Genomic DNA, 26,282 nt, shown 5'->3' on the forward strand with positions numbered 1-26,282 from the left:
TATTTGATTAGTCACCCATGATAAATAATAAATAAAATAAATATTTCTCTAAAAATAATAACTAGAAGATATTTTGCTTAACTCATTTTTAGTTTTATCCTGTGTAAATATAATTTCACCTTTTACTTGATGATGAATAATCGCTTTTTTATTACCTAAACGTATAAATCCTGTTGGTAAGGTTTTCTTTTTGTATGCCAACTCACTAATAGACATCATATCGATTGACTCTATTTGATATTCAACCTCGCTAAATTTAGCTTTATATTTTTTATACAGGGTATCTAATTTTTCATTTATCTGTTTTAAATACACTTTATCATTTTTTTTATTTTCATCAATAAGCAAGTGAATATCATTAATCAATTCAGTGCGAATTTCTTTACCATTCTCATTTAGTTGATAATTTGTAATTGAGTAAGGTTTAAATTTTTCATTCATATTATCTTTCTTTTGAGATGATAACATTTTCTTCCTCTTTTTTAATTCTGTTAAAAACAAGGTTAGATTATGGTCTCTATTTTTTTTATTGATCTGATTTTGTAACATATCTTCATTTGGGTCTAATTTATTTAAATCCGTCGTTTTTTTACTAATAGTATTTTTTAATTTGTTTTTTAACTCTTTTTTTGATGACAGTGTTAAATATATATTATCCAGCTTATCTATATCATTTGATAGTTGATATTTTTCAGGATAACTATCAATTAATTTATTTATTTTCAACACCCTTTTATATATTCCTTTAAGATTTTTTATATTTTCATTAAGTTCTTTTGGATTATTGGTTTTTTCACTCTTAAAAATTGGTATTTTCACCAAACTATTAATCTCTTTTTTTTTCATTAATTCAAAATCTTTTATAGCTGCCAATGGATACCATTGAATATTACTATTTTCAGAAACCGGCATCGGTGTTAATTTTAAATCTCGATAAGCTTCAAACTTTGATTCTAATAATTTAATATCTATTTCTTTTTTATTTTTACTAACTTCAAACCCTTCATTACCAATAAACTTATTAATATTAACATCTAGCTTTATTAAGTTAAGTATTAAATTAAAACCAACAGCTGCTCTTGGTATTTTAACGCCCCTGCTATCATCCAACATAGCGTTTACATCTAAACTGAACTCATTTCTTAACTCAGCGCCTAATGAAACACTCATATTTGTATTTGTTTCAAGAGTAGACTTATTTTCTAACTGTTCTTCACTTAAGTTCATCCCTTCATTTATAAAATCCGGCACATCATTTAGTCTAATATTAAATGAAAAATTAGAACCTTTAGAGTAAGTCGAATTAAGAATAACACTTGCCATTATAGGTGTTATAAATCCATAATTAAAAAAATCAGTATTCCATTTATTTTCAAAAACACTCACTCCAGCTGATAGACCTAGTGATAAATTCGTATTGTTGTTATTAATAAAAGTAAAAGTAACTTCATCATTTTCATTTTTAGATAATGTAATTGAGTGTGTTTTAGCATATGACGCTAATAAAAAAGCATTTACACCAAAATTATAAGGAAAATTAAATGTATTAGAATACGAAAAGATACGAGCGTCATTATTATGACTAATTATAATACTTTCTTTATTCTTTAACTCTTTTACGAGAGTGTGAATAATTTCTCCTTGTGTTTTTCCATTATGAATACTTTTAACAACTCTATTTAGCACATTATAACTTTTATTTATATTTTCTTTAACACCATGCAGCGCAGTATGTTTGTTTACATAAGCTGATGTTGATGAATTGAATAATTTTTTAATATTAGAAAATAGTCCTCTAAATCCAGGATCTAAACCTCTAGCAATATTTAATGCCATCATTTTATAATTTTTTAAACCATATTGCTCTTTCGCTTTACGATAATGAATTCTTCCATTATCAACAAGTGAGGAGAAGAAAGGAATATGACGGCTACTAAAGTTACCTATAGATTGAGAAGAAAAAGGTTGCCCTGAATGATAATTATTATAGTTATTTTCACCCACCATAGAATAAAAAGATAGTGGTGGTGCTTTTTTCAGTTGAGTAACTTCATAATTATAATCTTTGATTGAAAATATATTTAATGGATTCAAGTAGTATATTTTTATTTTATTTCCTTTATCAACAACTAACTGGATTTGATTTAAAACTGGTTTTATAGCAATAATTTTATCTTTTTTATTTAATGGCAGCTTTATTTTATGCCCACTATCGCCATCCACAACATCACCCTGTGATGCGATGCTACTAGGTAAACCATAAATCACCAGCTGATTATCCTTTAGTTTTATTGTAACATTTAATTTATCTCTATTGACTTTTATTACATTACTCTCTTTCGATTCAACAACATTATTAATGCTTGATAACTCCTGAATTTCATTTTCTTTTTCATTATATTTTTCATATTCAACAACGATACTGTCCTGCTTATCTTTTAATGAGGAATTATTTAAATCATATTCCTTTTCTATTTTTTTAAATTTAATCTTATACAGTTCTTTTTTATTATCGTCTTGATTAGATGTTCTTTTATTACCAATTAAATTCCCATTAGAATCCACATAAATTTCTTTAAACTTTATATCCTCACCACTTTCTGATGCTATATTAAACCCTTCATATTTAAATCCACCTTTAATATGTTTTTGATAAATTCCCGCAAATAGGTCGTAGCTTCTACCTTTAATTAATAATAATGAGCCATCTTCTTCTAAGGTTAATCCCAAGTTATTTAGTAAAGAGTGATTTGTAGAACCAAGATAGATATAGTTATTGGCATTAATCTCTTTTACATTCGCTATATTCCGAATTTTTAGAAAATTACTATTATAACTGGCTAAGACTGGTTTTACCTCATTGAAAACATTAGTGTTTTCACATTCAGTATTGCTATTACTAATAGATAATATATCTATATTTTCTTTATTTTTAGTTCTAGGTTTAATTATTTTTTCAGTTAAAACTGAATTAACTTTATCAGATGATACTATAGTTACCATAGTTAAACTTCCTTTAATGACTAAATCATAGGAAGATCATCAATAAGATAAACTGCAAGTTATATCTTTTTATAGCCCTGTTTTTATTAAATTATATATAGGAAAGAAAAAGTGCTGTTATTTGAAAGTACAAATAAAAAAGAGGCAATAACTTAAAAATTATCACCTCTTAATATAAATATTTAGTTTTAAATTTAATAGCTTAGTAACCGCTATTCATATCAACCACACCAAATGGCATTTCACCTTTTTCAATACGCTCAATATTCTCTTTAATGGTATCCATTGCCATATTAGGCAAGGTAAATGCCGCAATATGAGGCGTAACCGAAATTCGTGGATGTGTCCAGAATGGATGCATTCCCGCTAATGGTTCTTGGGCAAAAACATCAAGGGTTGCATCCGCAATATGTCCTTGATCTATCGCTTCTAATAAATCTTGATCGACTAAATGCGCACCACGGGCAAGATTAATTAAATAAGAAGAAGGTTTGAGTTGTTCAAATAGCGAGAAGTTTAAAATACCGTGGGTTTCAGGCGTATAAGGCAGTAAGTTAATCAGTAGATTACACTCTGTTAAGAAGCTCCCAAGTTGCGCTTTGCCATGGAAACTCTCTACACTCTTAATCTGTTTCGCACTACGGCTCCAGCAACGTACTTTAAAGCCTAATTCTGCAAGTTTGGTTGCAACACTTCCACCTAAAGCGCCAGCACCAAGTACACCAATAACAAAGTTATCGTAGCGATGAGAAGGTAACTGTTTCCAGAGGCGTTGTGATTGTTGGCGTTTATAATCATCCATACGACGAAAATAGTACATCACTTTAGCAATGGCATACTCTTGCATTTGAAGACCCATACCCGTGTCTTCTAAGCGCATAACGGGTACCCCCGCAGGTAATGTGCCCGGTTTTTGCTGCTCTTGTTTCAAAATAGCATCAACACCTGCACCTAATGCAAAAATACCTTTAAGCTGTTCACGCCCTGCTAGCATTTCATAAGGAGGAAGCCAAACCATGGCATAATCTGCTGGTTTATCGTCTCCTGGCTTCCAAGCTCTGATGTTGGCATTCGGTAAACGCGCCTTCATACCGTTTATCCATGTATCTGCGTCAAAAAAAGGATGATAATAAATAATATTCATTTTGCCTTCCTCCAGCATTTTTATCATAGGGTGCGAGGGTTAGAGGTTAATATCAAGTCTCTTTGAAAAAGTTGTTAATAAAAATGTTGAGAATGTTAACCAGTTAACGAAAACATAAGCAATCAGAACATCACAGCAAATTCGATTACTGCATAATTTGTCTAGCATTTGCTCATATTGTTTTTTATTTGACTGCTTGGTAGAAAAGTTAAGAAAAAAATACATTTAGCTGTTGACGCTTATGCTCCTTTTCCCTATAGTAGCGCCCCGTTGAGAGATGTTAAGTACATATCCAACGACAATACGGTGAGATGTCCGAGAGGCTGAAGGAGCACGCCTGGAAAGTGTGTATACGGCAACGTATCGAGGGTTCGAATCCCTCTCTCACCGCCATCTTCTAAGATAGAGCCTAGCTTTTAAGTTAGGCTCTATTTTTTTGTTCTTTTAACAGCCTAACATACTCTGCTGTCTGTTGCCTGTTGTACTGTTTATCGCTCTGTTTATCACTAAGATTATCTGCATAATATCTTCGTTTTTTAGCGTTATTTCTAGTGCTTTTATGGTTTAATCATAGTTTAAATTATTAATTTCTTTACCTATTAGTATAAGTATCATCATAAAAGAATAGTATTTTTGTTTTTTATTAATCGTTTTAATATATTACTTTTTCTATTTTCAATTACTATTTTTATTATCTTTCTGGTTATAATTTATTTCTCTTTATGCTGTTCTTTATCAATTTCTGATACCTTTTATTTAATTTTATTTATTAGTGACATTTAATCTAAAATAAAACTATTTTTATAGTTTTAAAATAAATTCAACCTTCATTTTCAATGAGGCAACAGAATAAATACAATCAGATACATAATATTACCTTTTTTACTTAACTTATTAGTTTAATTGATTTTAATTTCTTTAAGCTTTAAGATATACATTAATAATTTGATGTATCACATTATTATCAGCGAATAAAAGCGATATTCTCTCTTTTCCTTGTCGCCGCTATTCGGCATCTGACTTCTTATTTTGGTTTGATCCTAAATGAAAACTCATAAAGTTAACCGGGTTCGCCCTTTTAGTGCATTTATTGATGCATGTGTAAAAGAACCATACTCTTTTGCACGTTTATTAAAAGATATTATTGCAGGGATCACCGTGGGTATTATCGCGATACCTTTAGCCATGGCACTGGCTATTGGTAGCGGTGTTCCTCCGCAATACGGTCTTTATACCGCAGCTATTGCCGGTATTGTTATCGCTGTCTCTGGTGGCTCTCGCTACAGTGTTTCGGGACCAACGGCAGCTTTTGTTGTTATTCTTTATCCCGTATCACAGCAATTTGGCTTAAGTGGTTTATTAATTGCCACATTAATGTCTGGTGTTATTTTAGTGGTAATGGGATTAGCGCGTTTTGGTAAGCTAATTGAGTATATTCCTGTTTCGGTCACATTAGGCTTTACTTCCGGGATTGCTATCACCATTGCGACGATGCAAATAAAAGATTTTTTTGGTCTTGAACTTGCTCATGTACCAGAAACTTATATTGATAAGGTTATTGCTCTGGGTGCCGCATTACCAACCATTCATATTGGTGATACCTTAATCGGACTGACAACACTGCTGGTACTTATCTACTGGCCTAAATTAAATTTACGCTTACCAGGTCACTTACCCGCATTAATTGCAGGTACTGCGGTTATGGGTGTTGTGAATTTATTAGGTCATGATGTCGCTACCATTGGTTCTCAATTTAGTTATATGTTGCCTAATGGTACAACCGGACAAGGTATCCCCCCTATCTTGCCTCAATTTGTTCTACCTTGGAATTTACCTAACACAGGTGAGACATTAACACTGAGTTGGAGCACGGTATCAGCACTATTACCTGCCGCATTTTCAATGGCGATGTTAGGTGCAATAGAATCGTTATTATGTGCAGTTGTTCTTGATGGTATGACTGGTAAAAAACACCACTCTAATGGCGAGCTAGTTGGTCAAGGTGTTGGTAATATTGTTGCGCCTTTCTTTGGTGGTATTACTGCCACCGCAGCTATTGCCCGTTCTGCGGCTAACGTCCGTGCCGGCGCAACATCACCTGTTTCGGCCATTGTTCACTCACTGTTAGTATTGCTCACTCTATTAGTTCTTGCACCGTTCCTCTCTTATTTACCATTAGCAGCAATGTCAGCATTACTGTTAATTGTTGCATGGAATATGAGCGAGGCTCGCAAAGTTATTGACCTTATTCGTCATGCACCAAAAGACGATATTATCGTATTAGTGTTATGTTTATCACTCACTGTGCTGTTTGATATGGTTATTGCGATTACCATTGGTATTGTATTGGCATCGCTATTATTTATGCGTCGTATTGCTAATATGACGAAAATAACAGAATCGCCTTATACCGATGACGATAAACAGTTATTAGTTGTACGTGTTAATGGTCCGCTATTCTTCGCCGCGGCTGAACGTATCTTTAATGAATTACGTGAACGCAGTAAAGGTTATAAGACAGTTATTATGCAGTGGGATGCGGTGCCTGTGCTTGATGCCGGTGGCTTACATGCCTTCCAGCATTTTGTGACTGATGTGAAAAAAGATACTCACGTTATTGTGTGTGATATTCCATTCCAGCCATTAAAAACATTAGCTAGGGCGAGAGTTACCCCTATTGAAGGAGAACTTAATTTTTATCCTTCACTGCAAAAAGCATTAGATGATATGGAATTAATTCAGTAGTGGTTAGTTTGCAATTAATATAAAATTTATTTAGCCCTTAATTTAAATTATTTAATTAAGGGCTATATTAATAATTCATATTTTGTTTGCCATTCTCAGTGTTGTATAAATTGTTTTGAAAGAAATTAATAAAGAAAGCGGTGAATCTATTAATGATACTGCACCATAACTAATATACCAATTAGCTACTCGCTCATTTTTAGCATCTATAAGTAATGCGACGCCCCCCAATTCACTTGCGACAGCAAGGCAACGCTTTCCTGCTGCAAGCAGTAATTGCCCACCAAGCCCTTTTCCCTGAACTGATAAATCAGTGGCTAAACGTGCAAGTCTAAAAACAGGGATATCATGACGCGCTAAACCACGTTTGATTATTTCTGGAGTTTGTTCGAACTCAATTGAAGCGGGACACAAGCTGTAATAGCCTAAAATAATATCGTTACTACTATTGATTGCTAAATAGGTTTTAGCACTACCGTTTTCATGGTTTTGTCTTGCATGACGATACAGAAATTGATTAAGTACTGTATCGCCACAATTAAATGCATTTCTATCATGCTTTTTACTTATCGCTTCTTCATGCCAATTCGGTATTGTCATACTTTGTCCGGTAGAGCAAAAGCCGCTGCAAGTAACTTAGCATTAGGCTTTGGCGGATTATCTAAAAGTTCCATAACACGTAGTGTGTCTTTTTCTGATAATTTTAAACGCTCATTATTTTCAATAATTTGCCGAGCTACAGGTACGACATTACGAAGAACAAACTCTGTTAGAGTTGTATTTTCTAAACTAGCGGCACGAACAAGCAATGATTTATCTTCTGTAGTGATACGAATTGATACTCTCTCACTATTTTCTACAAGTGCTTGAGCCATAACAGCCTCCTTTGTACACATTAAAAGCGTACAATATGATTAAAAAAGTTACAAGTCATTTTATATTGAATAAAAATAAACTGTATTTTCAATGTAATTTGAAAATACATTCACATTTGAAATGCATATGATTCTATTATTTTTTAATAAAGATTATTTGGAATTCGGAATAAATGCATTACCAATCCCACTACCTTGAACACCATTCGCTAATAGATCTTGATAAAGTGCATTCATACCCAACCAGTGATTTTCACACCATTGCGGTGCTAATAATGTGGGCTTTCTGGCACTGGCGCAAACGCGGTGATAAATAACTTCAGGTGGTGTATGACGGATCATTTCACCCGCGGTATAAACATATTGCTCTTGTGTTAATGCCGTTAAACGCCCTGCTTTCCATGCTTTGGCTATTGTACTGCCCTCAACAATATGTAAAGGATGCAATTTCAACCCATCAACCCCAGTTTCAATAACACGTTCTAAGGTTTGCATATTAAGCCGGTGATCTTCACGAGGTAATCCCACAATCAGATGAGTACAAACCTTTAAAGCACGACGCCTTGCTTCTTGTGTTGTGGCTTGATAACACTCAAAATCATGTCCACGATTAATCTGTTTTAGTGTTTTGTTATGTGCAGTTTGTAACCCCAACTCTAACCACACTTCATAGCCTTGATCTTGATAGCGTTGTAGCAAATCTAATACGCTAACAGGTACACAATCTGGTCGAGTTCCTACACATAACCCCACCATATTGGCTTGTAATAGTGCTGTTTCATAGAGTTTACGCAGGTATTCGACTTCGGCATAAGTGCTAGTATAAGCTTGAAAATAGGCAAGATAACGGTGGGCACGACTAATATTTTTTGCTTGTTCAGCGACTTGTTGTTCAATGGAGTGATATTGCGTCTGCTCATCTGCAAACGAAGAGACATTACAAAAAGTACAACCACCTCGCCCCAATGTACCATCGCGATTAGGACAGCTAAAACCGCCATGTAGGGTGATTTTATGAATTTTTTCATGATAACGGCGCTGAAGATAAGCGCCGAACATATTTACAACAGTATGCAGCTGCATAACAAAACTTATTTGCTGGTATCTAACTCAGGAAAGTTTTTTACGACTTCATCAATCGCTTTAATTTGAGCTAAGAATGGCTCAAGTTTCGCTAATGGAAGTGCTGAAGGACCATCACAACGTGCGTTATCTGGATCTGGATGAGCTTCAAGGAATAATCCAGCTAAGCCAACCGCCATTCCTGCACGCGCTAATTCAGCGACTTGACCACGACGACCACCAGAAGCGGCACCAAATGGGTCACGACATTGTAGTGAATGTGTTACGTCAAAAATAACGGGCGCACCTTGAGAAGCTTGCATCATCACATGAAAACCTAGCATATCTACAACAAGGTTGTCGTAACCAAAGTTACTTCCACGATCACATAAAATCACTTTGTCATTACCGCCTTCTATAAACTTATCGACGATATTACCCATTTGACCAGGGCTAACAAACTGTGGTTTTTTCACGTTAATCACAGCACCGGTTTTTGCCATCGCTTCGACTAAGTCTGTTTGACGCGCTAAAAATGCAGGTAATTGAATAACATCAACCACTTCAGAGACAGGTTGAGCTTGTGAAGCTTCATGAACGTCAGTGATGATTTTAACACCAAAAGTCTCTTTTAATTCTTGAAAGATTTTCATTCCTTCTTCTAATCCGGGTCCACGATAAGAGTGGATAGAAGAGCGGTTTGCTTTATCAAAAGAGGCTTTAAAGACATAAGGAATATTTAATTTTTGAGTAACAGTGACGTAATGCTCACAAATACGCATGGCTAAATCGCGCGATTCCAATACATTCATGCCACCAAAAAGCACAAACGGCAGATCATTTGCTACCTTGATATCACCAATATTCACCACTTTATGTTGCATATTTATACCTATACTGTTTGTAATGTACTGTTTTAATTGAGTACGTTTTTAATTTTTAATGTAGAACAATGGGATTTTGTTCTATCGAATGAATTTGGATTTTAATCATCTCTGAAATCGGATCTTCAGGGCATTGCTCAACAAAATAGTTGAGGTCAGAAAGCGCCACATGATGACACTCTAATTGAGCATAAATTAAGCCACGATCACGTATTTCATAAGGATCTTCTGGGTCAAACATTAAAACCGTCTCGCTGGCTTTTAATGCTTGCTCCATGTTTTTTTCCTCCATCAACGAAACTTTTAATGTATCCAGTAGTTTTCGTATGATTGAGCTATATTCCGACTCTTCTAAATCTGCATCAATGAGTGTTGAATTATTTCCTATATTACCTTTCAACCACACTTCAAGTGTATGTTGTGATAAATATTCGCCATTAATTGGATTTAAGAATAGAGGCTGTTCATCGGGAATATCTATTCTGATGATTAATTGTGTAGGAAAAATAACTGGAGCTAATGGCAGATTTAAAGCTTGTGCGATATAAATTAGAATTGAACCTAATGAAACAGGAGAACCAATATGCGTGGCTAATACCTTATCCAACCATAATGTATCTGATAGACAATATTTGCCACTGGCACCACTAAAATGCCACTGCTTATAAAACAGCGTTAATAGCGTTTCTATTTGCTCTCGCACACTCCGATTTTGTGGGATTTCAGCCTCGGCATGTTCAACTAACTGAGCTAATTGATAGCTAACTGAATGAGTGGGAAAATCAGGTCGGATTGCCTGAGAGATAAGGATCATCCCTTTAACCAAAGGGGCTTTATTAAATTCGTAATCAGCTATGGTTTCTATCATAATTCCAACGACCTACTGTCACTCGCTCATTACCGCCATAGTCACGGAAAGTTTCCACACAGCAGTAACCCTTATCAGCAAAAATTTTGCGTACACCCTCACCTTGCTGCCAGCCGTGTTCTATTAATACCCAGCCTTTATCAGTTAAAAACTGATCCGCAGTTGCAATGATGGTTTCAATATCAGCAAAGCCATTTTTACCCGCAACTAACGCAGTTAATGGTTCAAAACGGACATCGCCTTGATGGATATGCTCATCACATTCATCAATGTAAGGAGGATTACTAATTATCATATCAAATTGATGACCTGAGAGTGAACTAAACCAGCAACTTTCCATAAATTCTGTGTTGTTCAGCGCTAAATTTTTAGCGTTCTCTTGCGCTAATGCCACTGCCTCGGGTTGAAAGTCCACACCAATGATATGGCTATCAGGACGTTCTGAAGCGATAGCTAATGCGATAGCGCCAGTTCCTGTGCCTAAATCTAGGATTTTTGCGGGTGTTGAATTCAACTTTTCTAGCGCCTTTTCAACTAAGCATTCTGTATCAGGACGAGGAATCAACGTTGCAGGGGAGACTTTTAGCGGCAATGACCAAAATTCTCTTTCACCAACCAGATAAGCAATTGGCTCGCCAGTTATTCGACGAGCCAATAGTTGTGCGAGTTGAGCTAATTCTATTGGTGATAATTGCGTTTCATTAAATGCAATTAAATAGGTGCGAGCACGTTTTGTTACGTGCCCAAGTAGAATTTCAGCGTCACGTTTAGGGCTATCACTTTCAATTAATTGCAAGGCTGCTTGTTGCAGCCATTGTTCATAATTCATTAATTTAACTCAGAAAGTGCAGAAAGCTGATCCGCTTGATATTCAGTAACGATAGGTTGAATTAATGGATCTAATTTTCCTTCCATCACTTCATCTAAACGATAAAATGTTAGGTTGATTCGGTGATCAGTAACACGACCTTGTGGGAAGTTATAGGTTCTTATGCGATCTGAACGGTCACCTGAGCCTAATAAATTACGACGCTCAGAAGCCTCTGCTTCATGACGCTTTTGCATTTCAGCCGCACGAATACGCGCACCTAACACTGACATCGCTTTCGCTTTGTTCTTATGCTGCGAACGCTCATCCTGACACTCTACGACAATACCCGTTGGAATATGGGTAATACGAATGGCAGAGTCGGTGGTATTAACGTGCTGACCACCCGCGCCTGATGAGCGGAAGGTATCAATACGTAAGTCGCTTGGGCTGATATCTGGTAATTCTGCTTCCGGTACTTCTGCTAATACGGCAACAGTACAAGCTGAGGTGTGAATACGACCTTGCGATTCTGTTTCTGGTACACGTTGAACACGGTGTCCACCAGATTCAAACTTCAAGACACCATATGCACCATCACCAATCACTTTAGCAATCACTTCTTTATAGCCACCATGCTCACCTTCGTTCGCATTCATGACTTCAATACGCCAGCGACGCGCTTCTGCATAACGACTGTACATACGGAATAGATCACCCGCAAACAGTGCCGCTTCATCACCGCCTGTTCCCGCACGGATTTCAAGGAAACAGTTAAATTCGTCATCAGGATCTTTAGGCAGTAGCAGTAATTGCAACTGGTTTTCTAAATCATCATTTAAAGCCTGTGCTTCTTTGAGCTCTTCTTGCGCCATCTCTTTCATTTCAGGATCATCAAGCATCATTTTGGCAGTTTCAATATCATCTTGAACACTACGCCATTGACTGAAACAAGCAGTGACGTCGGTCAATTGAGAGTATTCTTTTGAAAGCGCACGAAAACGCTCCTGAGAGGCAATTACATCGGCTTCTGACAGAAGTGCCTGAATTTCTTCATAACGCTCTTGTAGAGCTTCCAACTTAGCGACAATAGAAGGCTTCATTCGTAGATTAAGATCCTGTTAGACAAAGTTAATTATGGGTTATACCCAAACTTTCACGTAATAGATTCAGGCGTTCAATATCACCATCACTGGCTGCCTGTTGAAGAGATTTCGTTGGTGTATGGATTAGTCGATTCATTAGCTGATGAGAGAGCTGCTGGATCACCTTTTCTGCATCGGCACCATTTTGAATAAGTGTGATGGCTTTTTCGGTCATTTCTGCTCGTAATACTTCAGCGCTATCACGATATTCTCTAATTGCACCCACCGCACCTTGAGCCCTTAACCAATCCATAAACTGACCACTTTCTTGCTGAACAATATGTTCTGCTTGAATAGCTGCGGCTTGGCGTTGCTCTCGGTTATGTTGAATAATGGCTTCTAAATCATCAACACTATAAAGGTAAACGTTATTGAGTTTTTCGACATCTTGCTCGATATCGCGCGGAACCGCAATATCTATCAGCAACATAGGTTGATTTCGGCGTTTTTTTAGTGCCCTTTCAACCATACCTTTACCAATAATAGGCAAAGGACTTGCGGTAGAACTTATTACAATATCAGCTTGAGCAAGACGCTCATCAATTTCGGTTAATGTAATAACTTCAGCATCAACTTCGCTCGCTAAACGCTGTGCACGCTCTTTGGTTCGGTTAGCAATGACAATTTTCTTAACTTGATGCTCACGTAAATGCCGAGCCACTAATTCAATAGTTTCACCTGCACCAACCAGCAAAATAGTGAGTGATGAGAGTGATTCAAAGATTTGACGCGCTAAAGTACAAGCAGCAAAAGCAACAGATACCGCATTTGCACCAATTTGAGTTTCGGTTCTCACTCTTTTCGCAACTGAAAAAGATTTCTGGAAAAGTCGTTCCAGCTCTGAAGAGAGCGAGTGATAATTTTGAGAATCCGCAAAGGCTTTTTTAACTTGACCTAATATTTGAGGCTCACCAAGTACAAGGGAATCTAAACCACTAGCAACTCGCATAAGATGGCTAACAGCTTGATTATCTTGATGCCAATAGACACTACTTTGTAGTTCATTGGGCTCTATTTGGTGATATTGGCACAGCCAGCGAATAAGCTGCTCATGACTATTTTCTTTGTCTTCCATACTAAGATAGAGCTCAGTACGGTTACATGTAGACAGCACAACCCCACCCCTGACAGCAGGTTGCTGTAGGAGGTTATTTAAGGCATCACCCATGGTATCGGGAGAAAAAGAGACTTTCTCACGCAAAGCAACGGGGGCTGTTTTATGATTAATACCTAATGCTAATAACGTCATATCAACTATATCGAGTTATGAATAAATACCGCCTCGCGACCTGACTTAGTGCAAACCTAAAACAGCGCATTTAGTATGGACTCTTCATTGCCGCCATTCTACTTGATGAATAGATCCAATAAAAGAGCTTACTTGTATGATACGAGATTTCCATACACAATTTAATGAAATATCGTTATATCATAGGGTTTATGATACTCTTTTTTTTAACTGATAACGAATTTAAGGAATATCTCAGCTATGCGCTCACGCTTTTCTCCTACTAAACGATTATTGCGCCTTCTTCCGTTAACTGCGCTATTGCTGAGTGCCTGTAACCTTAATCAAATTAATACTCAAGGTTCAGGTTCGGATAACAATCCACAATGGCAAGAGCGCCAGCAAGCCTTAAAAAAGATTTCACAATATGAGACCCGAGGTGCTTTTGCTTATATCGAGCAAAGCCATAAAGTTTATGCCCGTTTTTATTGGCAAGATCGCACTGAAGAAAATTATCGCCTGTTATTAACTAATCCATTAGGCACGACAGAACTTGATTTAAATGTTATGCCCGGTGTTATTGAAGTCACCGATAACAAAGGTAAAAAGTATTACAGCGATAACCCGGTTGAAATGATCTATCAGCTAACCGGCATGGTTATTCCACTGAAAAATCTGCGAGCGTGGTTGATTGGTTTACCTGGTGATGCAACGATTTTTGAATTAGATGCCCACCATCTTTTAAAATCAGTAACATGGCAAGCGCCAGAAGGTGATTGGATTGTCTCTTATCAAGCCTATGATTCAACGACCACACCAAATCTGCCACAACGTCTTGAATTACGCCAAGGCGACCGTCTTATTAAATTAAAAATGGATAACTGGGATATACAGCAATGACACTCAGCTGGCCTTCTCCTGCTAAATTAAATCTTTTTCTCTACATTACGGGTAAGCGTGCTGATGGCTACCATAATCTTCAAACCCTTTTTCAGTTTCTTGATTATGGCGATACGCTAACATTTACACCTCGTCATGATACTCAGTTAAATATCTTAACCCCTGTTAAAGACGTTAAAGATGAAGACAACTTGATTATCAAAGCCGCACTTCTTTTACGTAATTATTGTCAGCAACACAATATCGCATTGCAGTATCAAGGTGCGGATATCAGTATCGATAAAAAATTACCGATGGGAGGCGGATTAGGGGGAGGATCTTCTAATGCAGCAACCACACTAATTGCACTTAATTGGCATTGGCAAGCTGGGCTGAGCGATGAAACCTTAGCCGAATTAGGGGTAAGTTTAGGTGCTGATGTGCCTGTTTTTGTAAAAGGTCATGCTGCATTCGCCGAAGGCGTTGGCGAAATTTTGACCCCCGCGGAGCCAAAAGAGCAATGGTATTTGGTCGCACACCCCGGAATTTCCATTTCAACTCCGACAATCTTCACAGATCCAGAATTAAAACGTAACTCTCCTATACGCTCTCTTGGCGCATTATTACAGGCTCCGTTCGAAAATGACTGTGAAATGATCGCAAGAAAACGTTTTCGTAAGGTTGAATATCTGCTTTCGTGGCTGTTAGAATATGCACCGTCACGCTTAACTGGGACAGGTGCCTGTGTGTTCGGTGAGTTCGAATCACAAGTTGCCGCTAGTGAAGTGTTAATTAACGCCCCTGAGTGGGTGCATGGATTTGTAGCGCAAGGCGTCAACATTTCTCCTGTGCATTTATTCCGCTCAAGGATACCTGTGTTATTGCACCCGTAATATGATGTTTAAAAACGCTATGTTCATAAACACGTTCTTTACAGGTCAACAATATCTCTCTCTGGACGCAAGCCTGAGGTTTTTCTCGTGCCCGATATGAAGCTTTTTGCTGGTAACGCAACCCCGGAACTGGCTCAACGTGTTGCCAACCGACTCTACACTAGCTTAGGAGACGCTGCTGTAGGTCGTTTTAGCGACGGTGAAGTCAGTGTGCAAATCAACGAAAACGTACGTGGTGGTGATGTCTTTATCATTCAATCAACCTGTGCACCAACTAATGATAACTTAATGGAATTAGTGGTCATGGTTGACGCATTACGTCGAGCTTCCGCTGGTCGTATCACTGCTGTTATTCCTTACTTCGGTTATGCCCGTCAGGATCGCCGTGTTCGTTCAGCCCGTGTTCCTATCACGGCAAAAGTTGTTGCGGATTTCTTATCTAGTGTAGGCGTAGACCGTGTTTTAACTTGCGACTTACACGCAGAACAAATCCAAGGGTTCTTTGATGTACCGGTTGATAATGTCTTCGGCAGCCCAATCCTTTTAGAAGATATGCTTCAAAAAGATTTGGACAACCCAATTGTTGTTTCTCCAGATATTGGCGGTGTTGTTCGCGCTCGTGCTATCGCTAAACTTCTGAATGACACTGATATGGCTATCATTGATAAACGTCGCCCACGTGCTAACGTTTCTCAAGTGATGCATATTATTGGTGATGTTGCTAACCGCGACTGTATCCTAGTTGACGATATGATTGATACTGGTGGTACATTGTGTAAAGCGGCAGAAGCGCTGAAAGAACGTGGTGCTAAACGCGTATTTGCTTACGCAACTCACCCAATCTTTTCTGGTAATGCTGTTGAGAACATCAAAAGCTCTGTTATTGATGAAGTGGTTGTCTGCGATACAATTCCACTGTCAGCAGAAATCAAAGCATTAAATAAAGTCCGTTCATTGACCCTCTCTGGCATGTTGGCAGAAGCAATTCGCCGCATCAGCAATGAAGAGTCAATCTCTGCGATGTTTGAACATTAATTTGTTAAAAACTCATCGTAGTATGAGATAACTAAACCCGTTATAACCTCTGTATTACATTGTGTTATGGCGGGTTTTTTTGTGCTTTAAAATAGTCCAAATAGCGATTTCATGAAATTTAGGCAATAAAAAACCCGTTACAGCAAAAAACGGGTTTATGGGCGTGTATTATTAATTACAATTAAAGATAACCAATGACTGAACGTTATTAGCTAATTGCCGCTAAATTCAATTTTTATTTTTTATAATAGTTAACTGCTTATAATAAAAATTGATATCTATTATGGATAATGGTTATGGATAACGGTGATTATCATGGCGACGATAACGTTCATCATGATTACGCAACCACCAATATCTTTCTGCTATTGTTTCTCTACCACCGATACGAGCACCAGCCAACCACACCAATGCACCAACAAAAATTCCCATTAAAGAGATATCAGATAAAAACTCTGGAAGACCTAATGGAAAGATATGGCTAATCAGGGTATAACCGAGACTACCGAGCATTACAACCATCCCAGCAGCCATACATAAATTACCAACTGCAAATGCATGTTTATATTTCATGTTGCACCTCCAAGCGCGTCGTCAGACGATTCAACACCAAAATACGGAGAGGATAACCTCTTTTTCTTTGCAGTTATTATAGCCATAAATATCACAAAGTTATTGTCGAAGTGATCACATGTCCTGAAAAATGCTGACAATTCTTTGCAAAAAATGTGTTTTCTTCCTCTAAAAAATCGTTTAGAGCATCTATTTTCTCTCTTTCGCTCTTTTTGCTACATTAAATGATAGCTATTCTCTTTTTTATTCTCCTTTCTATTTTCGCTAAAAAATGAACGGTACAATCTATTTTGTGCTTCTGGTCTGAGACAGGTAAACTATCCCCTTTCTTTTAAGACGATAACAGTGAAAGGCTATTGTGAGTAAAATTAAACTTATCGTCGGGTTAGCAAACCCCGGTGCAGATTATGCCCAGACTCGTCATAATGCGGGTGCTTGGTATGTAGATTTGTTGGCTCAGCGCCATCAGCAATCTCTAAAAGAAGAGAGTAAATTCTTTGGTTACACTGCGCGTATTAATTTAGCAGGTGACGATGTTCGCTTATTAGTACCGACAACATTTATGAATCTTAGTGGTAAAGCAGTTCAGGCAATGGCGAATTTTTATCGTATTGAGCTTAATGAAATTTTAGTCGCTCACGATGAACTCGATTTACCACCCGGCGTTGCTAAAATGAAGTTAGGTGGCGGCAATGGCGGTCATAATGGATTGAAAGATATCCAAAGTAAATTTAGTAATAACCCTAATTTCTATCGTTTACGTATTGGTATTGGTCATCCTGGTGATAAAAACAAAGTGGTTGGTTTTGTATTAGGAAAACCGCCAATGAGTGAGCAAAAATTAATTGATGATGCAATTGATGAAGCGCTTTCTTGCACCGATATATTAATGCGAGATGGTTTTGAAAAAGCGATAAATCGCTTGCATAGCTTTAAAGCCTAATTATTAATATTGGTTTTAATAAGCCACGAATATTCAATGGGTGACGTCTCTTTTCACCCTCTTTTGCGCAATTAATCCCTGATGATTTAATCAAACAGGGATTTGTTCTATAATGGCGCCAAATTTTTTTTAACAGCACAACAGGGATACTCCTCCCTGTCGTTTTTTTGTGACAAGGTGAACGTTTATGGGATTTAAATGTGGTATCGTCGGTCTGCCTAACGTAGGGAAATCTACACTGTTTAATGCCTTAACTAAGGCAGGTATTGAGGCAGCCAACTTCCCATTCTGTACTATTGAACCAAACACAGGTGTTGTTCCAATGCCTGATCCTCGCTTAGATAAACTGGCAGAAATTGTAAAACCTCAGCGCATACTCCCAACAACAATGGAATTTGTTGATATTGCTGGGTTAGTAAAAGGGGCATCTAAAGGTGAAGGTTTAGGTAACCAATTTCTAACCAATATTCGTGAAACTGAAGCGATTGGTCATGTGGTTCGTTGTTTTGAAAACGACAATATTATTCACGTTTCAGGTAAAGTCGATCCGGCTGAAGATATTGATACTATCAATACTGAACTTGCTCTTTCTGACTTAGATACCTGCGAGCGTGCTATGCATCGTAATCAGAAAAAAGCCAAAGGTGGCGATAAAATTGCTAAAGCTGAAATGGAAGTGTTAGAAAAATGCTTACCACATTTAGAAAACGCAGGCATGTTACGCGCATTAGATTTAACTGAAGAAGAAAAAGCGACAATTCGTTACTTAAGCTTCTTAACGTTAAAACCAACGATGTATATTGCTAACGTTAATGAAGATGGTTTTGAAAATAACCCTTATCTTGAAACTGTACGCAAAATTGCAGAATCAGAAGGCTCCGTTGTTGTTCCCGTTTGTGCGGCTATTGAAGCAGATATCGCTGAATTAGACGACGCTGAACGTGAAGAGTTTATGCAAGATTTAGGTATTGAAGAGCCTGGCTTAAACCGCGTTATTCGTGCTGGTTATTCATTACTGAATTTACAAACTTACTTTACTGCGGGCGTGAAAGAAGTACGTGCATGGACAATTCCTGTAGGGGCAACGGCGCCACAAGCCGCAGGTAAAATCCACACTGACTTTGAAAAAGGCTTTATCCGCGCTCAAACTATCGCTTATAACGACTTTATCACTTACAACGGTGAACAAGGTGCTAAAGAAGCTGGTAAAATGCGTGCAGAAGGTAAAGAGTATATTGTTCAAGACGGCGATGTTATGAACTTCTTATTTAATGTGTAAGAGCACCGTTTAATTTTATATTGTCTTATTAAGTATTAAATTAGAAGTAACGCGCTATTTAAAAAAACACAAAGTTTATGAAATTATATGGGCTTTGTGTTTTTTTTATCTGTTTTATCATATTTTCTGTGACTCGTACTGAGTTATCAATTATAGAAGCACAATGCCTTCGAGATATAAAAAACACCAGACTGTTTTCCCACAAAAAATCTCATTTAATTCCTATTAGATACAGATCCCCTGCAATCAATTCACGCTACACCTAGCCAAAACAACAAAGTGACAGCACGTATATTCCGTAGTCTATCAAAAATAGGATACCTCAATTTCGCTTTCTGAGACTTCTTCAAAAAATCACCGTCAATTAGGATGAGTTAAAAATTTTTTGGTAAATCTAATGAATAGCGATAACTCACTAAAAAAGTACTTAATTGCTGCCGCATTACCTATCGTTTTGTCATCACTTAGTACAAGCATTGCAAATATTGCACTGCCCACAATTTCTGAAGCCTTTAACGCCTCATTTTCAATGACAAGATGGGTGATTATTTCTTACCTTATTAGTTTAACGGGTGCGTCAATACTAACGGGAAGTATTAGTGATAGGTTTGACCATAAACCTTTTTTAATTGGTTCCATTATTCTATTTACTATTGCTTCTATTGCTTGTTCTTTAGCACCTTCAATAAATGGGCTTATTATTTGTCGAATTATTCAAGGGATAGCGGCAGCAGCCATGATGAATACCACTATGTCACTGTTGGCAAGCGTAAAATCATCTAATGGAGCAGGATTAACAATGGGATGGATTGGTACATTATCCGCCATTGGAACTGCCGGAGGACCTACAGTTGGTGGCGTATTACTCGATATTGCAGGCTGGCAATCTATTTTCTATCTGAATATACCGCTATCAATAATATCTTTAGTGCTGATATACAAACTGATTGATAAGCAGCCAATCACCACTGTCCATAAACAGATAGACTTTACTGGTATATCCGTTCTTACCTTGAGTATTATTTTATACTCATTAGGCATGACGAGTTGGTCATCAGATAGTATTTGGTATATCGCTCTTGCTGCAATAGGTACAATATTATTTATCATCATCGAAATGAGAGTGAAATCGCCCGCAATCTCTATTGAATTAATGCGCCACCCTTCATTGTATATAGGGGCTTCGATGAGTCTTATTGTTGCCACTGTTATTATGTCGACCCTTATAATCGGTCCATTTTACTTGATCCATAAGTTATCACTTTCACCTTGGATGGTCGGATTAATTATGGCATTTGGTCCTGTAATTGCGGCTTGTTTGGGACTCCCTGCAGGTAAACTAGTTGATCGGTTTGGTTCCAACAATATTATTATTATTGCTTTAACTATTATGTTCTCAGGTTTTATTCTATTTGCGTTAAATGGTAACTCATTAAGCGCTATATCGTATATGTTATTTATGACAGTCGTTACAATAGGTTATGCTGTTTTTCAAACCGCGAATAATACGGGCTTGATGTTTGGGGTTAACCTTAAACAAAAAGGCATTTTATCTGGAATACTTAGTTTATCTCGCAATATCGGACTTATTAATGGCGCAACATTAATGGGAACTATTTTCTCTATTTTTAGTGGGGGCTCCCTCGATGGAGATCTTAACCTTGATAATATTTCCAGCGGATTTAGTGCTGTATATTATACTGCATCAGGGTTAGTTTTGGTTGCTTTAGGCTTATCATTATGGCTTAAAGGAAAATCATCTTGGTCATCATGGAAAACAACTGGAGGGGGAGAATGATTAACCTGAATTTAAACTTGCTAACATTTTTGGATGCACTACTAACAGAGAAAAACATCACTCGTGCAGCCCAAGTAAAAGGGGTTAGTATTTCCTCCATGAATAGAGCCATAGAAAGCTTAAGACATTCATTAGGTGATCAATTATTGGTTAAATCAGGGCGTGATATGATATTAACGCCCTATTCTGCTAGCATCGCTTCTGAGGTAAAAAAACTTGTTCATCAAATTGAACACACATTTTCCACCCCAAAAGAAGTGAACTTAGAATATCTTAAGCGGGAATTTTCAATTCGAGCAACGGCTGGGTTTGCTGACAATTATGGTGCAAGTTTAATTACCTCACTGCGAAAAGAGGCACCTAATGTCACTTTACATTTGATAAACAAAGAAAAAAAGAAAGCGGGTTTGTTATGCCAAGAAACCATTGACGCTGAAATCGCGGTCTTATCAAATTCTGTAGAACCTAATATGATGTGCAAGTTACTATTAAGAGATAAGTGGGTTGGCGTCGCTCATATTAACCACCCTATTTCTCAATTAGCCATTACCTTGGAGGATCTTAAATCGTTTGAATTTGTCGGTGTAAATTATCGTTCAGTGTTGGATGAGAAAAATAATGACGCCTGTTTATTAGATTTTAGCGAATTAATTAAACCGCCAATCATACAGGTAACTGGGTTTTCTACAGCGATTTCAATTTTAGAGCAATACCCCGTTATCAGCATTATCCCTGACTGTTTTGCCTTAACGACAAATAGACCCATATACAAATTTGAGTTGCCTTTAGATTTACCACCATTGGGGTTGTATTTAGTGTGGCATCCTAAATATGAAAATGACGCCATACATCGATGGTTCCGAACTAAAATTTATGAATTATTTCATTGATTTTGGATGCTATTTGTATGTGGAATTTCACTTTCAGACGACGAGACACTAGTTCTTCACCATAGAAATCTGAATTAGCTATATTCTACAAGCCCATTTTTGAGCGTGTAACTTCAGTATGCAACGCTCGCCATTCAGGACAATATTTAGCAACAAGCTTCCAAAATGTTTTACTATGGTTTTTCTCTACGGTATGACACAACTCATGAATAATAATGTAATCCATTACCTTATTAGAAAACTCCATACAACGAGGGTGAAACTCCAAGACATTATTTTCGGTACAATTAGCCCAACGAGCATCAAATTTTTTTATATGGAATGTGGTAGCCTGCATTCCCATTATATTTTGCCAATAAGTAATACGAGAACTAATTTTTTCATACGCTTTTTGTTGATAAAAACGCGTTAATGCCGCCTTAAATAAAGGCTGGCTAACCGAATGCCCTTCCGGAGAATAGACCTTAAAACGGCTTTGATTAAAGCTAATTTTTACTGCAACCAGTTCTGGTGCGGGAATAACCTCACAGTAAAATAAGCGACCGCGATAAAGCGCTCTACTTCCCGTAATAATCATTTCTTTTAAAGGCTGATTAACCTCTTCCAGTCGTGTTTTAATCCAACGTGCTCTGTACCGAATCAATTCGACTTGTTCATCTAAAGAAACATCAGGACCTCGTAATAAAACCGCCTTATTTCGCTCTACAGTGACATAATGGCATTTCAGCTTTTTATCAACTTTAAACTCCCATTCAATTGGAAGAGTTCCATAATGAAAAATAGGCATCGCCGACAATCTCCTTATTCATTATTCAACATGATACTGAAAATCTCAGTTGAATGCTGACGTGCTGCGGTCATATCCCAACCACTTAACCCTCGTAAAATAGTTCTGATCGTTTTTTTTATCTCATTATGAATATCAGTCTGTTTTTTCCAAATAGGAGAGAGAATGACCTCGGCAATATCAATATGCCCGAAAATACCTTGCGTCCATGCCAATGCTTGCGCCTCATCAATTTGCTTTTCTAGATAATTAAATACAGCGCGCTCAGTCGGAGTGCTTAATCCCATTTCAGATGGCTTTGCGTCTTTATTTCTTACTCGCTGCGCAAATATTTCTAATTGCTCTAAGAATAAGGCTTGTTCAATACGCCCTTCGCGCTCTTCTTCAATTAGTCTTTCCAGCTCTTCTTCCAGATCACCAAAAAAAGCGGGATCTCTATTTTTACCCGTTTTTATGGTGTATTTAAGTTTATTCTTCATGATTAAAGCGGCACTACCCGTGCTCTTATGTTGACGCAATAAATCCATATCTGCGGCATCAAGAATAGAGACTTCACGTCCAAGTAGGCTTTTCACTGCGCTAGCTTCAATATGCTCATCCAGCATATTTTTTAATAACGCAGACTCAGATGCCGTTATACGAACGGTATTTGTGCTATCTGGCATTTTATTGCGTAGTTGTAATTTTATCTCGTTGAATACTTTAAAATAAGGCTTGAATGGTGTGCCTCGATCATCAGGTAGCACAATATCTAAATAACGATTAAATTCAGCCAGCATAGCTAGGAAATCTTCAATAATATCCAAACGGACATCAGGGTCTAGATAAAGATCGGCATCCTCTTTATAAGCTTCAGGCTGCTTCACGGGATGGTGTTTCTTCGGTAAAATATCCGTAATCTTAACCAATGATGTTTTTAACTTAGGCAACTCCGACTCTACGTCAGTCCATACTTGTTCGGGTTGAACATCGCCACCATAAACTTTCAGCGCCTCATCAAGATATTCAACGACACCAAAGTAATCAACAATATAACCCGCTTTTTTACCTTTTCGCGTACGGTTCACTCGGGCTATTGCTTGTAAAAGTGTATGTTCTTTTAGCGGTTTGTCTAAATATAGTGTGCTAACAATCGGCGCATCCCAACCCGTTAGTAACATGTCAGAAACGATAAGCAACTCAATGTTATTCACTTTGGCTTTTTCGTCTACCTTGTTTTCGGGATCATCATAAAATGGGAGTTTAAATTCATAATTAACCAGTGTTGGAATTTGCTCACTGGGAACCGCAACGGGTTCTTTTCCTTCTCCAATTTCACGTCTAACACGCTCTTCAATGGTTTCTAATATGTTCACTGCCCCTGTTGCTGCATAAGATTGCTGCTCACTCATTCCCGTGCGCTTATCGGTCATACCGCCGAGTGAAATAACAACTCGGCTTTCAAATGTGGGTAGTCCTTCACTTTTCCGTGCTTGCATGATGACATCAAGAGCGTCCTTATAGCGTACCGCCATATCACGCCCATCACACACTAATACGCCCTTAAAACCACGAGATTTTACGCTACTAAAAAAGTGTTCTACTAAGTGTGCTGCATTTTCTTCGACTCGGCTGATTGCGCTACGTCGTTTTTTAAGCAGCTCTTGCTTGAGTTTTTTTCTGTGTGCCAGAGGGTTATGCCCAAATTTATCGTCAAAAGCTTGGCTAAGCTTTCCATCACTTTTCCATTGCGCCATACCTTCTAAATACTTAATCGGTAGCGTTGCACCATCAGAAACTGCCTCATCAAGGCGGTAAATATCGAGATAGGCTTTTCCACCGAAGGTGCCAAGAGTCTCTTTTTCTTCGTTAAACAGAGGTGTTCCAGTGAAAGCAATAAACTTTGCGTTCGGCAAGGAGGCGCGCATAAAAGCAGCCAGAAAACCATATTGGCTACGGTGAGCTTCATCTACCATAACAAAGAAATTAGATTTGGTACTCAGTACACGAAAGTCGACTTGTTCTTCACTAAACACTTCCCACTTAGCTTTAACGGGATTACCCGCGCTATCGATATTGCCAAAGTGACGGTTGTTTTCTTTGATAATCCAGCACTGTTCATGCCCTGATTCATTTTTTTTCAATACGCGTCTTACGCGACTTTGAAGATGTGTAGCCTCTTCATTTTCCTCTGATTCTTTCGCAGCAGTAATCTGTCGACCATCACTTTCCTGAAATTTTTGTACTGTTGAAGTAAAGATAGCGCCGTAGTCATTACTGAGCATCGATTCTAAGCCCGCGACAGAGTTCGCTTTTTGCGCGTTAAGACCCGCATTAATAAACGTACTGTGGATCTGTCGATCAAGATCGGTACGGTCAGTCAATATCAAAATACTCGGGTTATTAAAACCAGAGACTTCTGCACGCATTAAGCGCGCCAATAATACCATCGTCAGCGATTTACCTGAGCCTTGGGTATGCCATACCACACCACCAAGAGAGTGCCCCATAAATTCAGGATCACGCCCTTGCAAGCGCAAAAGTGTTTTTTCCACCGCTCTCCATTGCTGGTAGCGAGGGAGCTTTTTTATCAAGATACTATTTTCAAGCTCATATATTGGATAAAAACACACAAACCGTACAAAACGAGTAGGCTCAAATAGTGCCCATAATAGTTTGTCTTGTTCAGACGGGGGATGACCAAGCTGCTGTTCAAGCCTATCTAAAATCGCTTTTTCATCTGTTTTTTTTGCATCAATTTTATAGGTGAGATAAAACTGCGCTAACGCACAGATTGCGCCATATTTGGCTTGATTACGGTTGATCGCCGCACAGACCATATTAAAGGCGAAGTGTTGGGGAAATGTTCCTTGATAACCATCAAGCTGCGCAATACCTTTACTGAGTTTAACCGAACTGGCTTTACACTCGATAATCCCTAACGGAATACCATTAATAAACAACAGCAAATCAGGCTTAAATTGTTCATTATTGGTATTTTTACCCGTGTATTGGTCAACAACATGAAAACAATTACCTTCGGCACCTGCTTGATTAATAAATCGAATACTGCGCGGCTGACCATGCTTATCTTTTTGCTGTAAATTTGATTGAAATAGAACTTTTTTCCAGAAAGCTTGATTGGCTAGCATCAAGTCACTGTCATGCTCAAACCAAATATCACGTAATTGCTTAATTGCTTTATTAGCGCCATTTGCCACATCAGCAAGCCATGGGTTTAGCGCGTATAATCGGTCAGTCAGTATATTCTCGAGGATCAACGAATCTGTTCTATGTTGCTGTTCGATATCACGACCTTTAATATGGGTATATCCCAATTTTGTTAGCCACTCTATCGCAGGGCGCTCTACGCCAATAAGCTCAGAATTAGATACTGTTGACTGACCTGACATGACACGTTCCTTTTTTATTGTTATTCGTTTTTTATAAAAGTACTGTTAATT

Annotated in this window: 21 protein-coding genes and 1 tRNA gene; 9 read left to right on the forward strand and 13 right to left on the reverse strand. The window is 37.7% G+C overall.

Annotation, left to right across the window (positions count from 1 at the left end; all coding sequences use genetic code 11):
* Positions 1-48: 48 nt before the first annotated feature.
* Positions 49-3,003 (reverse strand): hypothetical protein, encoded by a 2,955-nt coding sequence (locus ABN099_RS01070; RefSeq protein ID WP_349461836.1) that lies wholly within the window; start codon positions 3,001-3,003, stop codon positions 49-51.
* Between the two features lie 202 nt (positions 3,004-3,205).
* The gene (gene ghrA / locus ABN099_RS01075; protein ID WP_349461837.1) at positions 3,206-4,147 is read right to left on the reverse strand and encodes a glyoxylate/hydroxypyruvate reductase GhrA; all 942 of its coding nucleotides are present in this window, start codon (positions 4,145-4,147) and stop codon (positions 3,206-3,208) included.
* 305 nt (positions 4,148-4,452) lie between these two features.
* On the opposite strand from ghrA, the gene ABN099_RS01080 reads away from it, so the two are divergent.
* Positions 4,453-4,540: transfer RNA gene (locus tag ABN099_RS01080), tRNA-Ser, on the forward strand.
* 651 nt (positions 4,541-5,191) lie between these two features.
* On the forward strand, positions 5,192-6,892 hold the full coding sequence (gene dauA, locus ABN099_RS01085; RefSeq protein ID WP_349461838.1) for a C4-dicarboxylic acid transporter DauA: 1,701 nt from the start codon (positions 5,192-5,194) through the stop codon (positions 6,890-6,892).
* Between the two features lie 75 nt (positions 6,893-6,967).
* Here dauA and ABN099_RS01090 read toward each other — a convergent pair whose 3' ends face one another.
* The 8 genes from ABN099_RS01090 to hemA all read right to left on the reverse strand — a co-directional run bounded on the left by ABN099_RS01090 (position 6,968) and on the right by hemA (position 13,783).
* Positions 6,968-7,492: a GNAT family N-acetyltransferase gene (locus ABN099_RS01090; RefSeq protein ID WP_349461839.1), complete on the reverse strand. Its 525-nt coding sequence runs from the start codon at positions 7,490-7,492 to the stop codon at positions 6,968-6,970.
* Positions 7,489-7,767 carry a DUF1778 domain-containing protein gene (locus tag ABN099_RS01095; RefSeq protein ID WP_349461840.1) on the reverse strand — a complete coding sequence of 93 codons (279 nt, stop codon included), beginning with the start codon at positions 7,765-7,767 and terminating at the stop codon, positions 7,489-7,491. Before ABN099_RS01095 ends, ABN099_RS01090 begins: the two co-directional genes overlap by 4 nt.
* A gap of 153 nt (positions 7,768-7,920) precedes the next feature.
* Positions 7,921-8,850 (reverse strand): TIGR01212 family radical SAM protein, encoded by a 930-nt coding sequence (locus tag ABN099_RS01100; protein ID WP_349461841.1) that lies wholly within the window; start codon positions 8,848-8,850, stop codon positions 7,921-7,923.
* Between the two features lie 8 nt (positions 8,851-8,858).
* Entirely contained in the window at positions 8,859-9,713 is an 855-nt protein-coding gene (gene kdsA / locus ABN099_RS01105) for a 3-deoxy-8-phosphooctulonate synthase (protein WP_349461842.1), read from the reverse strand.
* A gap of 55 nt (positions 9,714-9,768) precedes the next feature.
* Positions 9,769-10,578, reverse strand: a complete 810-nt coding sequence (gene sirB1 / locus ABN099_RS01110; protein WP_349462230.1) for an invasion regulator SirB1 — start codon at positions 10,576-10,578, stop codon at positions 9,769-9,771.
* Positions 10,562-11,410, reverse strand: a complete 849-nt coding sequence (gene prmC, locus ABN099_RS01115; RefSeq protein ID WP_349461843.1) for a peptide chain release factor N(5)-glutamine methyltransferase — start codon at positions 11,408-11,410, stop codon at positions 10,562-10,564. Before prmC ends, sirB1 begins: the two co-directional genes overlap by 17 nt.
* The gene (gene prfA / locus ABN099_RS01120; RefSeq protein ID WP_349461844.1) at positions 11,410-12,492 is read right to left on the reverse strand and encodes a peptide chain release factor 1; all 1,083 of its coding nucleotides are present in this window, start codon (positions 12,490-12,492) and stop codon (positions 11,410-11,412) included. Before prfA ends, prmC begins: the two co-directional genes overlap by 1 nt.
* Before the next feature lie 28 nt (positions 12,493-12,520).
* Positions 12,521-13,783, reverse strand: a complete 1,263-nt coding sequence (hemA, locus tag ABN099_RS01125; protein ID WP_349461845.1) for a glutamyl-tRNA reductase — start codon at positions 13,781-13,783, stop codon at positions 12,521-12,523.
* A gap of 240 nt (positions 13,784-14,023) precedes the next feature.
* Here hemA and lolB point away from each other — a divergent pair, with 240 nt between their 5' ends.
* The 3 genes from lolB to prs all read left to right on the forward strand — a co-directional run bounded on the left by lolB (position 14,024) and on the right by prs (position 16,569).
* Entirely contained in the window at positions 14,024-14,662 is a 639-nt protein-coding gene (gene lolB, locus ABN099_RS01130; protein ID WP_349461846.1) for a lipoprotein insertase outer membrane protein LolB, read from the forward strand.
* Positions 14,659-15,534, forward strand: coding sequence for a 4-(cytidine 5'-diphospho)-2-C-methyl-D-erythritol kinase (gene ispE, locus ABN099_RS01135; RefSeq protein ID WP_349461847.1), 876 nt, complete (start codon positions 14,659-14,661; stop codon positions 15,532-15,534). The genes lolB and ispE overlap by 4 nt, the downstream gene beginning before the upstream one ends.
* A gap of 87 nt (positions 15,535-15,621) precedes the next feature.
* The gene (gene prs, locus ABN099_RS01140) at positions 15,622-16,569 is read left to right on the forward strand and encodes a ribose-phosphate diphosphokinase (protein WP_036912921.1); all 948 of its coding nucleotides are present in this window, start codon (positions 15,622-15,624) and stop codon (positions 16,567-16,569) included.
* 294 nt (positions 16,570-16,863) lie between these two features.
* Here prs and ychH read toward each other — a convergent pair whose 3' ends face one another.
* The gene (gene ychH / locus ABN099_RS01145; protein ID WP_349461848.1) at positions 16,864-17,142 is read right to left on the reverse strand and encodes a stress-induced protein YchH; all 279 of its coding nucleotides are present in this window, start codon (positions 17,140-17,142) and stop codon (positions 16,864-16,866) included.
* Positions 17,143-17,500: 358 nt separating this feature from the next.
* Between ychH and pth the strand changes: the two genes are divergently transcribed.
* The 4 genes from pth to ABN099_RS01165 all read left to right on the forward strand — a co-directional run bounded on the left by pth (position 17,501) and on the right by ABN099_RS01165 (position 22,052).
* On the forward strand, positions 17,501-18,085 hold the full coding sequence (pth, locus tag ABN099_RS01150; protein WP_349461849.1) for an aminoacyl-tRNA hydrolase: 585 nt from the start codon (positions 17,501-17,503) through the stop codon (positions 18,083-18,085).
* 187 nt (positions 18,086-18,272) lie between these two features.
* Complete coding sequence (ychF, locus tag ABN099_RS01155) at positions 18,273-19,364, forward strand: redox-regulated ATPase YchF (RefSeq protein ID WP_349461851.1); 1,092 nt, start codon at positions 18,273-18,275, stop codon at positions 19,362-19,364.
* A 397-nt stretch (positions 19,365-19,761) separates the two neighbouring features.
* Entirely contained in the window at positions 19,762-21,162 is a 1,401-nt protein-coding gene (locus tag ABN099_RS01160; RefSeq protein WP_349461852.1) for an MFS transporter, read from the forward strand.
* Entirely contained in the window at positions 21,159-22,052 is an 894-nt protein-coding gene (locus ABN099_RS01165) for a LysR family transcriptional regulator (RefSeq protein WP_349461853.1), read from the forward strand. Before ABN099_RS01160 ends, ABN099_RS01165 begins: the two co-directional genes overlap by 4 nt.
* A gap of 85 nt (positions 22,053-22,137) precedes the next feature.
* Here ABN099_RS01165 and ABN099_RS01170 read toward each other — a convergent pair whose 3' ends face one another.
* The gene (locus tag ABN099_RS01170; protein WP_349461854.1) at positions 22,138-22,839 is read right to left on the reverse strand and encodes a M48 family metallopeptidase; all 702 of its coding nucleotides are present in this window, start codon (positions 22,837-22,839) and stop codon (positions 22,138-22,140) included.
* 14 nt (positions 22,840-22,853) lie between these two features.
* Positions 22,854-26,231 (reverse strand): type I restriction endonuclease subunit R, encoded by a 3,378-nt coding sequence (locus tag ABN099_RS01175; RefSeq protein ID WP_349461855.1) that lies wholly within the window; start codon positions 26,229-26,231, stop codon positions 22,854-22,856.
* Positions 26,232-26,282 lie beyond the last annotated feature (51 nt).

The sequence above is a fragment of the Proteus hauseri genome, assembly GCF_040139125.1.
In the GTDB taxonomy this organism is placed as follows: domain Bacteria; phylum Pseudomonadota; class Gammaproteobacteria; order Enterobacterales; family Enterobacteriaceae; genus Proteus; species Proteus hauseri_B.